The sequence below is a fragment of the Pseudobutyrivibrio sp. UC1225 genome (assembly GCF_900115215.1).
Taxonomy (GTDB): domain Bacteria; phylum Bacillota; class Clostridia; order Lachnospirales; family Lachnospiraceae; genus Pseudobutyrivibrio.
Window position 1 is genome coordinate 267006 of sequence record NZ_FOVQ01000001.1, and the last position, 13223, is coordinate 280228.

The following is a 13223-nucleotide window of genomic DNA, read 5'->3' on the forward strand; positions in this document are numbered from 1 at the left end:
ACTTTTTAATTGGAGTTCCTAATTACCCCTCCAAACATTTTGTCATATTTTACACCAAATGCAACAACTGAGGCTATAAGCAAAAGTAATATCGCAATATAAGAAAATTCTATAACAAAATTTATATTATGATTTATACATATAAATATTAAATCCAAAATTATATTTATAGCTGCCAATATTAAAATGGCCATAGAGCTCTTCTTTAATCTTATTATGCTTTCTTCATATCCTGCCTTTTCCATTCTGCACTTTTGACCTAATAGATTAAAAGTACCAAGAAGATTAAATCCTATAGGAAGGAACAAGAAGAAATACGGAAATACAATCCAGGCTGTTTTTGATGAATCTGGATTAATAAGACCAGCTCCTAAAAATATAAGTATAAACAAAAGTGAAAAGCCAGCGCATACAAGCTTGTATTTATTGAACTGTTTTTCATCATAAGGAAGTTCGAAATAGCTTCCTTCGTAAAATGTAACGGTACGTAATTTGCCATCCAGGCCAATACTTTGTACCTGTTTGTAATCATCTTTATACTTGTTAAACAACATAACTAAAAAACATATGTAAGTGCCACGCGGACATTATAGGTAACAAAAAAACAAGGTTTAAGAACGCCCTTGTTCATAGAAGCTATTGTAGTTTATTACTTTAAAGTATTCAATAGCAATTTTTATTCACACCAGTGAATAAAAATACAAAAAGTGAAGAAACTGTGAATTTACGGGGTTTGTTTAACAGTTTATCGCTTTTATGGACTAAAGTGTTAGAGTATTGTATCCCTAAATAAACAATATTGTCAAAATATATGGACCCAAATTGCTTCGGGTCCATATTTGATTTAGTTAACATCTACAATGTCAACAATAACCTTCTTGTCAATCTTTGAGGCTGCAGCCTTAACAACCGCACGTATAGCCTTTGCGATTCTACCCTGTTTTCCAATAACCTTTCCCATATCTGAAGGTGCAACGCGAAGCTCAACAACAATTGACTTAGCGTCTTCTTTCTCGGAAACAACAACCTCTTCTGGATTGTCTACAAGTGACTTAGCAATTACTTCAACTAATTCTTTCATCACTATATTCCTCTACCTTTCGATTGTGAATGATTACTGAACACCAGCCTGCTTGAAAAGTCTTGCAACTGTCTCAGTTGGCTTTGCACCATTAGCAATCCACTTCTTAGCTGCCTCTGTATCAACTGTTACCTCAGCTGGCTCCTGATTTGGATCATATGTACCGATCTCATCGATGTTTCTACCATCACGTGGTGCTCTAGCGTCTGCTACTACGATTCTGTAGATTGGTCTCTTCTTCTGACCCATTCTCTTTAATCTAATCTTTACTGCCATTTTTAATTCCTCCTGTTAAATAAAACAATAAATTAATAAATTACTAACGGTTAAAATGGAAAACGCATTCCACGTCGTCCTTTTCCCATCATATTCGGCATTTGCTTCATCATTTTCTTTGATTGCTCAAACTGTTTAATGAAGCGATTAACCTCTGCTATATCTAAACCAGCTCCAGCAGCAATTCTGTGCTTTCTGCTAGGATTTAGTAATTTTGGATTCTCACGCTCTGCCGGAGTCATAGAAAGGATGATAGCTTCTATGTGAGCAAGCTTTTTATCATCCACTGCATTTTCAAGCTGTGCCATCTGAGAAGCATTCATACCTGGCATCATACCAAGAATTGAGGTGAGCCCCCCAAGCTTCTTCATCTGCTCCATTGAAGTGAGATAATCATTGAAATCAAATGACGCTTTCTTAACTTTCTTTGTAAGTGCAAGAGCTGCATCCTTATCGATTTCTGCCTCAGCCTTTTCTATGAGTGATAAAACATCTCCCATTCCAAGGATTCGGCTTGCCATACGGTCTGGATGGAACTGCTCTAAATCTGAAAGCTTTTCACCCATACCAGCGAATAAAATAGGCTTTCCTGTAACAGCCTTGATAGAAAGGGCTGCACCGCCTCGTGTATCACCATCAAGCTTTGTGATGATAACGCCATCGATACCAATCTTTTCATCAAAGGTCTGAGATACATTAACTGCATCCTGACCTGTCATGGCATCAACTACTAAAATAGTGTTGAGGATGTCGATATTGCTCTTAATAGCTGCGAGCTCATTCATCATATCCTCATCTATATGAAGACGACCTGCTGTATCGAAAATGACTACATCAAAACCGTTCTTCTTAGCATAATCCATAGCCTCTTTTGCAATCTTTACAGGCTTTTCCTTGTCTCCCAAGGAGAAAACCTCTACGTCCTGCTTTTTACCATTGATCTGTAACTGCTCAATAGCGGCTGGTCTGTAAATATCGCAGGCAACCAAAAGTGGCTTCTTTCCACGCTGCTTAACCTTTCCGGCAAGCTTTGCTGTAGTGGTAGTTTTACCGGCACCCTGAAGACCAACCATCATGATAGTGGTAATAGCTCCGCCTGTGCCATAAGTAATATCTGTAACCTCTGAGCCCATAAGATTAACAAGCTCTTCGTTTACAATCTTTATAACCATCTGTCCAGGATTTAAGCCGTTCATAACATCTGAACCAATAGCTCTTTCTGTGACAGTGTTAGTAAACTGTTTTACAACTTTGAAATTAACATCCGCTTCAAGCAATGCCATCTTTACTTCTTTTAAAGCAGCCTTAACATCTGCCTCTGAAAGTCGACCCTTGCTACGGAGATTTTTAAATACTCCTTGAAGCTTCTCTGAAAGTGAGTCAAAAGCCATATATTATAATTCCTCTAAAATCAATGTCGATAAACGGGAAATCTCAGCTAAAGTATCTTTGCCAGGCTCTGAAGATGTAAGCTTGTTAATCTTCAAAACATCTCCCCTGATGTTCATGAATTTATCAACTAAATGGAGCTTATCTTCATACTCCTGAAGCTGATGATCACATCTTTTGATGATATCATGAACTGCCTGTCGAGATATTGATAAAGTGTCAGCAATTTCAGATAAAGACAAATCATCATTGATACTCATCTCATATACGCTACGCTGGCGCTCTGTGAGCAATTCGCCGTAGAAATCATATAAATATCCTGATTTAATCTTATCTTCCATGACTCTCCTTTATCACCGCAGATTAATATACTATATAAACAAATAAGTGTCAAGTACTTTTACTTGACACTTAAAAAAATTAAAGTGAAGTTCTAACAATCTTAGGTTTGTATCCGCCTTCATCAAGAGCCTTGATAATCTGTCCCTTGTGATCTGTTCCAAATGCTTCAAGTGTAATGCGAAGCTCAACAGCAGCTGAACGGTTTGTAGTAACAAACTGATTATGCTCAAGCTTGATTACATTACCCTGATTATCAGCAATAACCTGAGAAACCTTTGCAAGCATACCTGGCTTATCAGGAAGAAGTACAGATACTGTGAAAATTCTATCTCTGAAGATAAGCCCCTGCTGAACAACAGAAGACATGGTAATAACATCCATATTACCACCAGAGATAACAGAAACTACTCTCTTACCTTTAATATTAAGATGATTTAAAGCTGCAACTGTAAGAAGGCCTGAGTTTTCAGCAATCATCTTATGATTTTCAACCATATCAAGGAAGGCTACGATAAGCTCATCATCATCAACTGTGATAATCTCATCGATATTCTCTTGAAGATATGGGAATATATTTGAACCTGGAGTCTTAACCGCAGTACCATCTGCAATAGTATTTACAGAAGGAAGTGTTGTAACTGCTCCTTTATCAAAGGAAGCCTGTAAAGAAGCTGCTCCGCTAGGCTCAACACCTATTACTTTAATCTTTGGATTAAGAAGCTTTGCAAGTGTAGAAACACCGGTAGCAAGACCGCCACCACCAACTGGAACTAAAATGTACTCTACAAGTGGAAGCTCTTTAAAAATTTCCATTGCAATAGTACCCTGTCCTGTAGCTACAGCCAAATCATCAAAAGGATGAATGAATGTGTAGCCGTGCTCATCTGCAAGCTTATATGCATAATCACATGCCTCATCATAAACATCACCATAAAGAACTACTTCCGCACCGTAGCTCTTTGTGCGGTTAACCTTGATAAGAGGTGTGGTAGTAGGCATTACAATTGTAGCCTTGACACCATATTTTTGAGCTGCGTAAGCAACACCCTGAGCATGATTACCAGCTGATGCTGTAATAAGTCCTTTTGCTCTCTCCTCATCTGTGAGAGTACTAATCTTGTAATATGCACCGCGAAGCTTGTAAGCTCCTGTTAGCTGCATATTTTCTGGCTTCAGATATACATCGTTACCAGATTTCTCGCTGAAATAGTCACTGTAAATAAGTTTTGTCTCGTGTGTGACCTCTGTGACAATCTTTGAGGCCTCTTCAAATTTGTCTAAAGTAAGCATTTTTTCTCCCTTACTGACGCTTACTGTTCAGCGTAGAACAAAGCATTAACAAATTCGTCTGCGTTGAACTTTTCTAAGTCGTCTATTGTTTCTCCAACACCAATGTATTTTACCGGTAATTTTAACTCAGATTGTATTGCAATTGCAATACCTCCTTTTGCTGTTCCATCAAGTTTTGTAAGAACAATACCAGAAATATCTGTAACCTCAGAAAATTCCTTAGCCTGAACGAGAGCATTTTGACCTGTTGTTCCGTCAAGAACAATAAGTGTCTCTCTATAAGCTTCTGGAAATTCCTTAGTGATGGTGCTGTTAATCTTAGAGAGCTCATTCATAAGGTTTTTCTTATTATGGAGACGACCTGCTGTATCTACTAAAAGTACATCAATACCACGGGCCTTTGCAGCATGAACCGCATCATAAACTACCGCTGCTGGGTCCGAACCTTCTGGTCCTCCTACAAAATCAACGTTTGCTCTGTCTGCCCATTCCTTTAGCTGGTCAGAAGCTGCTGCTCTAAAGGTGTCGGCGCCTGCTACCATAACTTTCTTACCGTTAGCCTTAAGCTTTCCAGCAAGCTTTCCAATAGTAGTAGTCTTTCCTACGCCATTTACACCAATAACCAGCACAACAGATGTCTTCTTTTCGAAATCAAAACTTGTCTCATCTAAAGACATCTGCTCCTTGATTTCATTAATAAGAAATTCCTTACACTCTGCAGGCTCTTTGATGTGCTCTTTCTTAACTGCATCCTTAAGATCATCAAGAATAGTTTCTGTGGTACGCACACCAATATCGCCCATGATAAGGACTTCTTCCAATTCCTCGTAGAAGTCCTCATCGATGTTTGAAAATCCATTAAAAATATAATCCATGGATTTTATAAAATTATCTCTTGTCTTTGTAAGTCCCTTAACGAGACGTTTCCAAAATGGTATTTTTTCTGCCATAACTAATCATCCAACTGTGATTCTATAAGATTTACTGATACAAGTGCTGATACACCCTTTTCCTGCATTGTAATACCGAAAAGTCTGTCAGCAGCGTTCATTGTACCACGACGGTGTGTGATAACAATAAACTGAGTATTCTTTGTGAGCTTATGTAAGTAATTTGCAAATCTGTCTACGTTTGCATCATCAAGAGCCGCTTCAATCTCGTCAAGAAGACAGAATGGTGATGGCTTAAGATTCTGAATTGCAAATAACAATGCAATAGCTGTAAGTGACTTCTCACCACCGGACATCTGCATCATATTGATAAGTTTCTTTCCAGGTGGTTGGGCATTAATAATAATACCTGTCTCAAGAAGATCCTCACTGTCAACAAGCTCTAAGGTACCATGACCACCTCCAAAAAGCTCCTTGAAAGCCTTATCAAACTGTACCTGAATATCCTTAAAGCCTTCAGCAAACTGCTTTCTCATTCCCTCATCAAGCTCTTCAATGATACGAATAAGAGAAGCCTCTGCCTCAACAAGATCATCATGCTGCCCCTTAAGGAAGTTGTATCTTTCAGAAAGCTCCTTGAACTCTTCGATAGCATTAACATTAACATTGCCCATTGCACGTATAGAGTTCTTAATCTTATTAGCATCCTTCTTCATCTGATCAAGATCATTAAGTTCAGGATCCTTCATCTCTTCTGCATTGTGGTAAGTAAGCTCATACTCATTCCACATATAATTATTCTGATAAGAAATAGAATCGTTAATCTTCTCTTTCTGAGAATCAAGACGATAGATTTCCTTATCCAATTCAGAGATTCTGTCAGAAATCTCCTGACGCTGTTCGAAGAAATTCTTGTGAGAATTATTAAGATTATCACGCTTCACAACATTCTCTTTGATTTCAGTCTCAAGCTGACCAAAGGAATCATCAGATGCAGAGATTGTAGCCTTAATCTCTTCTATACGCTTTGTATTAGTCTCTATTTCATCCTTTGAAGATTTAGCATTTTCCTTGACAGAAGCAATATCGCTGTCGCATTTTTCAATTTCTGATATAACACGGTCGATATTCTGCTGAACGAAATCAACATTGCTTCTAGCGTTAGCCTCTTCAATGAGAACCTCAGACATGGTTCTGTTAACAGATGTCTCCATGTAAGTCTTCTCATCAACTTCATCAGAAAGCTTCTGGATTTCAGCCTTAAGCTCAGCCTCTTTATCCTCAGATTCTTTCTTTTCGAAATCAATCTCTTTCTTACCTGCAGCAATTTCAGTAAGCTGTGCCTCAAGCTCTTCGCTTTCCTTTGAAAGGCCTTCATAAGCAGTAAGACTTTCCTTCTTCTGCTCGTTAGCACGATCTAATCCGAGCTTTGCTGTATTAAGAGCAATAGCTGCTTCGTTAAGTTTTGCCGTGTTATCCTCTCTATCAGCTTCAAGAAGACCAGCTGCTGTCTCAATGTCATCAGCTCGCTTCTTCAGATCATCCATTTCCTTAGAGAGAACATCAAGCTTCTCCTCAAGCTCCTCGATTTCACGGTTTCTTCCAAGAAGATTTGACTTGTTCTTGAAATGACCACCAGTCATGGAACCACCTGGAGCAAGATACTCGCCATCTACTGTAACAATATGAATGCTATAGTTGTTCTTCTTTGCAATGGCAATAGCTGAATCAATATTATCAGTAACAACAACTCTTCCAAGTAAGTAAGCCACAACGCCATCGAATTTGCTGTCGCAGGTAACAAGTTCAGAAGCAAGACCAAGTACACCTTTTTCATTAAGAACCTCTGTCTTCTTGAAGTTTCCACGTCCGTCTACAGATGTAAGCGGAAGGAAGGTGGCACGGCCAAGCTTATTATCCTTAAGGAAGCGAATAAGCTCCTTAGCACAAGCCTCGTCAGCTGTAACAATATTCTGGATGTTTCCACCAAGAGCTGTCTCGATGGCCATCTCATATTTCTTTTCTACATGGATAAGATCAGAAACAACACCTTCGATGCCCTTAATCTTACCCTTCTGCTCCATTACCTTACGAGTAGAATTACCATATCCCTCATAACGCTCAGCAATATTCTTAACAGACTCAAGTCGTGTCTGAACTCTTGCGAACTCATCCTTCTTGGCCTGTAAATCTGCAAAATTCTTACGATTCTTTTCTTTCCATTCTGCAGCTTTTTCAGAAAGCTCTTTATCCTTATCCTGAAGCTCTAAAAGTAAGCTCTGAGCATTTTTAAATTCTTCTTCTGCAGCTGCAACAGCAGAATCCAAATCTTCCTCACGAGTCTTTCTCTCTAAAAGACGCTGAGTAAGCTTCGCCTTGCGAATATTTGTCTGCTCGAGCATTGTCTCAAGACGCTGCTCCTTAGACTTAATAGAAGCTCTATTATTAAGGAGCTCCATAATAGCTTTATTATCAGCATCAATCTTTTCATTATTTGCAACAATTGCATTCTGTAAATCAGAATAGTTGCTCTTAACAGCATTGAGACGTTCTACAGCTTCTTCTAAAGTCTTATCAAGGGATTCCTTTTCTGACTTAAATCCAGCAACCTGTTCCTCTTTATCTTTCTTGTCAGCTTCAATTTCAGCTACACGAGCTGAAAGGCTTTCATCTGTAGCATTAGCTGAGCGAATCTTTTCCTCTAAAAGGGCAATCTCGTTTTCAAGCTTTCCTTTGAGAAGTGTAGAGTCAGACTGCTGTTGCTTTAAGCTTTCAATCTTTTCATCAAGTTCTGTGATTTCCTGCTCTAAGGCATCGTATTTGACACGAATATCTTCTTGTGAAGCCTTGCTTGCCTCAAGCTGTTCATTTGCAATCTTAGAGTTCTTCTCGACTTCTTCAAGATTTGTGTTGAGCCTGTCAACCTCTAAAAGGAAGGCATTAACATCAAGCTTCTTTAAATCCTCTTTGAACTTAAGATATTTTTTAGCATCCTCTGACTGCTTCTCAAGTGGCCCAATTCTTCTTTCCTGTTCTGATAAAATATCATTTACACGAACCAGATTCTCACGCTCATTTTCAAGCTTCTTAACAGACGCTGCTTTTCTCTTTTTATATTTAACGATACCAACAGCTTCATCAAAAAGCTCTCGTCTATCTTCTGGCTTACCAGAAAGAATCTTTTCAATCTGGCCCTGTCCGATAATAGAATAACCTTCCTTACCTACACCAGTATCATAGAAAAGCTCAGCAACATCCTTAAGACGGCATGGTGTACCATTTAAAAGGTATTCGCTCTCACCTGAACGATAAACTCGTCTCGCAATTGTAACCTCTTCATAATCTACTGGAAGCACATGGTCAGAATTGTCCATGGTAAGTGCAACATAAGCGTATGAAAGTGGCTTTCTTGCCTCTGTACCTGCAAAGATAACATCCTGCATAGAAGCACCACGAAGCTGCTTTGCAGACTGTTCACCAAGAACCCATCTAACTGCATCAGCAACGTTTGATTTTCCGGAACCATTAGGACCAACGATACCGGTGATTCCATTATGGAATTCAAACTTCATCTTATGCGCAAAAGACTTAAATCCATATAATTCTATACTTTTTAAATACATTTTTTTCTCCCTGAAATTTTTCTCTACTCCCCTAATAAAATCCGCTGGTTACGATCTCAATCCTGAGATATTGCTTTCGTCGACTAACACGTCTCCTACAGCAACACTCAGAGATTGATATCTACCAGCTCATCTAATAGCCTAAATTATCTTTATAGAATCTTCCTTGTGTAGACGCATGAGGCCTTCGTAGGCAGCTTCCTGCTCGGCTGCCTTTTTTGTGCTGCCTACGCCTGTGCCAAGGACACGAGTGCCTACCATAGCGCGAACCTCAAACTGCTTTGCATGGTCTGGGCCTGATTCTGAAATCAGCTCATAAGTAAGAGCCTCCTTGAAATTAGCCTGAACAACCTCCTGCAAACGGGTCTTGCTATCGTAGAACAACTGCTTGTGTTCAATATCATTTAATACAAAACGATGGATATACTTAGATGCTGGCTCCATACCACCATCTAAAAAGATGGCACCAATAGTAGCCTCGAAGGCATCTGACAAAATAGACTTACGATTGCGTCCACCTGTCATATCCTCACCTTTAGAAAGGAGAACATAATCTCCAAGATTAATCTCCTTGCAGATATAAGCAAGGGTTGGCTCGCATACAATGCTGGCTCTAAGCCTTGAAAGCTTTCCCTCGTTTAAATCGGTGTAATTTAGATACAAAAACTCACTCGATACTATCTCAAGCACTGCATCACCAAGGAACTCAAGTCTCTCGTTATCAGAGAGTTTCTTCATATGGTGTTCGTTAGCGTAAGAACTGTGTGTAAGTGCCTGACGTAATAAGCTTTCGTCTCTAAACTCATATCCGATAGTCTTTTGAAACTCTTTTAAATCCTTCAAAATAATACCTCCTGTATATGAGTAAAATAAAGCATCCAGCCAAAGCTGGATGCTTTGAACTTTTTAAATTACTTTTCTGCTACAGTCTTCTTAATAAGCTCTACAGCATCACCAACAGTTGAAAGCTTCTCAGCTGCATCTGTATCAACCTCGATGTTAAGCTTCTCCTCAACGCCCATGATAATCTGGAATACATCAAGGGAATCAGCACCTAAATCATCAACAAATGTTGTCTCTGGCTTAATCTCAGCTGTATCTACATTTAATACCTCTGCAATAATCTCCTTAAGTAAATCGAATTCCATTTTCTAGTCCTCCTTTTTCTCTATAACTATATTATTCTGGATATGCTCGTTAATCTTCTGCTCCTTAAAAGCAATACACTGGAAAATAGTGTTCTTTACTTCGCCTGCCTTAGCACTACCGTGAGTCTTAACTACAAGCCCCTTTAAACCAAGAAGTGGAGCTCCGCCATACTGAGTAGCATCAAAGCTCTTTAAAGTCTTCTTAAGAGCTGGAAGAGCAAGTGCTGCGCCAATCTTCGAGCGAAGTGTGCTCATAAGACCACCCTTAATAATAGAAACAAGAGTACCTGCCAAGCCTTCATAAAGCTTTAAAATTACATTTCCAACGAAGCCGTCGCAAACAATAACATCTGCGTAACCGTTTGGAATCTCTCTGGCTTCTATACTTCCAATGAAATTTATATCCTTGCATTCTTTTAATAGTGGCATAGTCTCTTTTACAAGAGCATTACCTTTTTCCTCTTCTGCGCCAACATTTACAATGGCAACACGAGGATTATTAATACCTACTACCTTTTCCATGTAGATGCTGCCCATCTTGGCAAACTGAACAAGATGGCTGGCACGACAGTCAACATTGGCTCCTGAATCAGCAAGAAGCGCAACTCCTGTCTTAACTGGGAAAAGTGCTCCAAAAGGTGCTCTCTCAATGCCACGAATACGACCAACAATACCAAGTCCACCTGTGAGAAGTGCACCTGAATTACCAGCAGAAACAAAGGCATCTGCCACTCCATCTTTTACAAGATGAAGGCCTACTACCATAGAAGAATCCTTCTTACGCTTAATAGCCATAACAGGATGCTCTGCTGTTTCGATAACTTCAGTGGCATTCTTTATTTCAATCTGTTCTGTTGGATACTGATAAGCCTGTAATTCAGACTTAATCACATCTTCCTTTCCAACAAGAATTACCTTAACTTCATTATTAAGATTTACCGCATCTACAGCGCCTTTTACCATCTCTGAAGGTGCATTGTCTCCACCCATGGCATCAAGCGCTACAACTGTATAATCGCCCATAACATTCCCTTTCTTACATACTGTTAAAAGTATACTTGAAATGACGCCAAAAAGAAAGCCCCTCGATTAACGAGGGGCGACTCAATACGTAAATTATTCTACAGTAATGATTTCTTTTTTGTTGTATGAACCACAGTTCTTGCAAACTCTGTGTGGTACCATAAGCTCGCCGCACTTGCTGCACTTAACAAGAGTAGGGTTGCTCATCTTCCAATTTGCTCTTCTTTTATCTCTTCTTCCCTTAGAAGATTTGTTCTTTGGACAAATAGACATGCTATTTCACCTCCTTAAAGCTATTAAAGACATCTAAAAATTGTGCCATTCTAGGATCTAAAACTGTATCATCGCAGCCACAGGCCTCAATGTTACGATTCTTTCCGCAAACTGGGCAAATGCCCTTGCAGTCATCCTGGCACAATATCTTTGCCGGGAAATTCACTAAGATCTCGTTTAAAATTAGCTCATCTACAAGGATGTCCTCCTCATCAATAAATGAATAAGGACCAAGCTCTTCATCAGGAACCACTTCTCCATCAGTGACCTGAATGGTCTCATCAACGGAAACAGGAACCTTAAAAGTAACTTCTGTTAAGCATCTGTCACACGCTCCTGAAATAGTACTTTCAGTATTAAATGTGATATGAAGCTTACCATTTCCAATCATAGATAAAACTACTTCAAATGGCTCTATGTGATTGATAGAAAAATCACTGCCAAGATAAGAAAAATCTTTTATATCGCAGGAACCTGCGAACTTCTTATTTTGATCAGTTAATGAAGTAATATCCTTAATAGAAATCTTCATAAATATCTCCTATCCACACTTTGTCAATTATACATAGCAGAAATATAGTTGTCAAACATTTTCTGCAAAATTTATGACGTAATTTAATAATTATTTTCCAGATACGATAGCTGCTGTATCTCTTGCAATCATAACCTCTTCATTTGTAGGGATAACAAATACCTTAACCTTTGAAGAATCTGAAGAGATAAGCTTATCCTCTGAAGGACCATCGTTTCTTGAAGCATCAAGCTCAACGCCCATGAATCCAAGGTGATCACAAACTGCCTGACGAAGGCCGGCATTGTTCTCGCCAAGACCTGCTGTGAAGCAAATCATATCTACACCGTTCATAGCAGCTGCATAAGCACCTACATACTTAGCGATACGATAAGCAATCATATCCATAGCAAGCTTTGCTCTCTTATTGCCCTCTCCTGAAGCAGCGATAAGATCTCTAAAATCTGATGAAATACCAGAAATACCAAGAGCACCTGACTCCTTGTTAAGTACGTTCATAACGCCTGCAAAATCAAGGCCTTCCTTCTTAGCCATATATTCAACAGCTGAAGGATCGATATCACCTGAACGAGTACCCATAACAAGACCCTCAAGTGGAGAAAGACCCATTGATGTATCAACAGACTTTCCATTTAATACTGCACAGCAAGATGCACCGTTACCGATGTGGCAAACGATAATCTTAGAATTGTTGATGTCAGCGTTTGCAAACTCGCAAACTCTCTTTGATACATAGCTGTGTGATGTTCCGTGGAAACCATAACGACGAACACCATACTGCTCGTAATACTTATAAGGTACAGCGTACATGTAAGCTTCCTGTGGCATTGACTGATGGAAAGCTGTATCGAATACACCTACCTGTGGCTTGCCTGGCATAAGCTCGCGGCATGCGTTAATACCAATAATATTTGCTGGGTTGTGAAGTGGAGCAAGATCATTACACTCTTCTACAACCTTAATCATTTCATCTGTAATAAGTGCAGAAGCTGCAAACTTCTCACCACCGTGTACGACTCTGTGTCCAACAGCATCAATCTCATCAAGGGATGCGATAGCACCTGTCTTAGCATTTGTGATTGCATCAATAACAGATGCAACAGCCTCCTTATGTGTAGGCATAGGAATGTCTGTGATTTCCTTATCAAGACCTTCCTTCTGGTATACGATACGTCCGTCGATACCAATTCTCTCACAAAGTCCTTTGCAAAGTACCTGCTCACTCTCTGAATCAATTACCTGATACTTAAGAGATGAACTACCACAGTTGATAACTAAAATCTTCATAATAGCTATTTCCTTTCTGATATATTTTTAATCTTTCTTTAATGTTTGTTCAAACGACATTTTATTATA

General features: G+C 39.2%; 14 protein-coding genes. All 14 read right to left on the reverse strand.

The genetic code is table 11. From position 1 onward, the window contains the following. Positions 1-5: 5 nt before the first annotated feature. On the reverse strand, positions 6-554 hold the full coding sequence (locus tag BMZ41_RS01315) for a hypothetical protein (protein ID WP_090526486.1): 549 nt from the start codon (positions 552-554) through the stop codon (positions 6-8). A gap of 290 nt (positions 555-844) precedes the next feature. Further along, on the reverse strand, positions 845-1081 hold the full coding sequence (locus tag BMZ41_RS01320) for a KH domain-containing protein (protein WP_028246987.1): 237 nt from the start codon (positions 1079-1081) through the stop codon (positions 845-847). A 33-nt stretch (positions 1082-1114) separates the two neighbouring features. After that, on the reverse strand, positions 1115-1357 hold the full coding sequence (gene rpsP, locus BMZ41_RS01325) for a 30S ribosomal protein S16 (RefSeq protein ID WP_028246986.1): 243 nt from the start codon (positions 1355-1357) through the stop codon (positions 1115-1117). Between the two features lie 50 nt (positions 1358-1407). Continuing rightward, positions 1408-2748 carry a signal recognition particle protein gene (ffh, locus tag BMZ41_RS01330; RefSeq protein WP_090166342.1) on the reverse strand — a complete coding sequence of 447 codons (1341 nt, stop codon included), beginning with the start codon at positions 2746-2748 and terminating at the stop codon, positions 1408-1410. A 3-nt stretch (positions 2749-2751) separates the two neighbouring features. Next, positions 2752-3087 carry a YlxM family DNA-binding protein gene (ylxM, locus tag BMZ41_RS01335; RefSeq protein WP_090166340.1) on the reverse strand — a complete coding sequence of 112 codons (336 nt, stop codon included), beginning with the start codon at positions 3085-3087 and terminating at the stop codon, positions 2752-2754. A 79-nt stretch (positions 3088-3166) separates the two neighbouring features. Next, the gene (gene ilvA, locus BMZ41_RS01340; protein ID WP_090166338.1) at positions 3167-4378 is read right to left on the reverse strand and encodes a threonine ammonia-lyase; all 1212 of its coding nucleotides are present in this window, start codon (positions 4376-4378) and stop codon (positions 3167-3169) included. Positions 4379-4398: 20 nt separating this feature from the next. Continuing rightward, positions 4399-5328, reverse strand: coding sequence for a signal recognition particle-docking protein FtsY (ftsY, locus tag BMZ41_RS01345; RefSeq protein ID WP_090166336.1), 930 nt, complete (start codon positions 5326-5328; stop codon positions 4399-4401). Positions 5329-5330: 2 nt separating this feature from the next. Then, positions 5331-8891 carry a chromosome segregation protein SMC gene (gene smc / locus BMZ41_RS01350; protein WP_090526488.1) on the reverse strand — a complete coding sequence of 1187 codons (3561 nt, stop codon included), beginning with the start codon at positions 8889-8891 and terminating at the stop codon, positions 5331-5333. Between the two features lie 141 nt (positions 8892-9032). Next, on the reverse strand, positions 9033-9734 hold the full coding sequence (gene rnc / locus BMZ41_RS01355; protein ID WP_090166332.1) for a ribonuclease III: 702 nt from the start codon (positions 9732-9734) through the stop codon (positions 9033-9035). Between the two features lie 68 nt (positions 9735-9802). After that, positions 9803-10039: an acyl carrier protein gene (gene acpP / locus BMZ41_RS01360; RefSeq protein WP_015549845.1), complete on the reverse strand. Its 237-nt coding sequence runs from the start codon at positions 10037-10039 to the stop codon at positions 9803-9805. Positions 10040-10042: 3 nt separating this feature from the next. Next, positions 10043-11062, reverse strand: a complete 1020-nt coding sequence (gene plsX, locus BMZ41_RS01365) for a phosphate acyltransferase PlsX (RefSeq protein ID WP_090526490.1) — start codon at positions 11060-11062, stop codon at positions 10043-10045. A gap of 93 nt (positions 11063-11155) precedes the next feature. Beyond that, positions 11156-11335 (reverse strand): 50S ribosomal protein L32, encoded by a 180-nt coding sequence (gene rpmF / locus BMZ41_RS01370; RefSeq protein WP_028246978.1) that lies wholly within the window; start codon positions 11333-11335, stop codon positions 11156-11158. Position 11336: 1 nt separating this feature from the next. Then, positions 11337-11867, reverse strand: coding sequence for a YceD family protein (locus BMZ41_RS01375; RefSeq protein WP_090166328.1), 531 nt, complete (start codon positions 11865-11867; stop codon positions 11337-11339). Between the two features lie 90 nt (positions 11868-11957). After that, the gene (locus BMZ41_RS01380; protein ID WP_090526492.1) at positions 11958-13154 is read right to left on the reverse strand and encodes an acetate/propionate family kinase; all 1197 of its coding nucleotides are present in this window, start codon (positions 13152-13154) and stop codon (positions 11958-11960) included. Positions 13155-13223 lie beyond the last annotated feature (69 nt).

Bases quoted from the DNA above. Each gene is read 5' to 3' on its own strand.
- BMZ41_RS01315 (WP_090526486.1), bottom strand. From the start codon at position 554: ATGTTGTTTAACAAGTATAAAGATGATTACAAACAGGTACAAAGTATT.
- BMZ41_RS01320 (WP_028246987.1), bottom strand. From the start codon at position 1,081: ATGAAAGAATTAGTTGAAGTAATTGCTAAGTCACTTGTAGACAATCCA.
- rpsP (WP_028246986.1), bottom strand. From the start codon at position 1,357: ATGGCAGTAAAGATTAGATTAAAGAGAATGGGTCAGAAGAAGAGACCA.
- ffh (WP_090166342.1), bottom strand. From the start codon at position 2,748: ATGGCTTTTGACTCACTTTCAGAGAAGCTTCAAGGAGTATTTAAAAAT.
- ylxM (WP_090166340.1), bottom strand. From the start codon at position 3,087: ATGGAAGATAAGATTAAATCAGGATATTTATATGATTTCTACGGCGAA.
- ilvA (WP_090166338.1), bottom strand. From the start codon at position 4,378: ATGCTTACTTTAGACAAATTTGAAGAGGCCTCAAAGATTGTCACAGAG.
- ftsY (WP_090166336.1), bottom strand. From the start codon at position 5,328: ATGGCAGAAAAAATACCATTTTGGAAACGTCTCGTTAAGGGACTTACA.
- smc (WP_090526488.1), bottom strand. From the start codon at position 8,891: ATGTATTTAAAAAGTATAGAATTATATGGATTTAAGTCTTTTGCGCAT.
- acpP (WP_015549845.1), bottom strand. From the start codon at position 10,039: ATGGAATTCGATTTACTTAAGGAGATTATTGCAGAGGTATTAAATGTA.
- plsX (WP_090526490.1), bottom strand. From the start codon at position 11,062: ATGGGCGATTATACAGTTGTAGCGCTTGATGCCATGGGTGGAGACAAT.
- rpmF (WP_028246978.1), bottom strand. From the start codon at position 11,335: ATGTCTATTTGTCCAAAGAACAAATCTTCTAAGGGAAGAAGAGATAAA.
- BMZ41_RS01375 (WP_090166328.1), bottom strand. From the start codon at position 11,867: ATGAAGATTTCTATTAAGGATATTACTTCATTAACTGATCAAAATAAG.
- BMZ41_RS01380 (WP_090526492.1), bottom strand. From the start codon at position 13,154: ATGAAGATTTTAGTTATCAACTGTGGTAGTTCATCTCTTAAGTATCAG.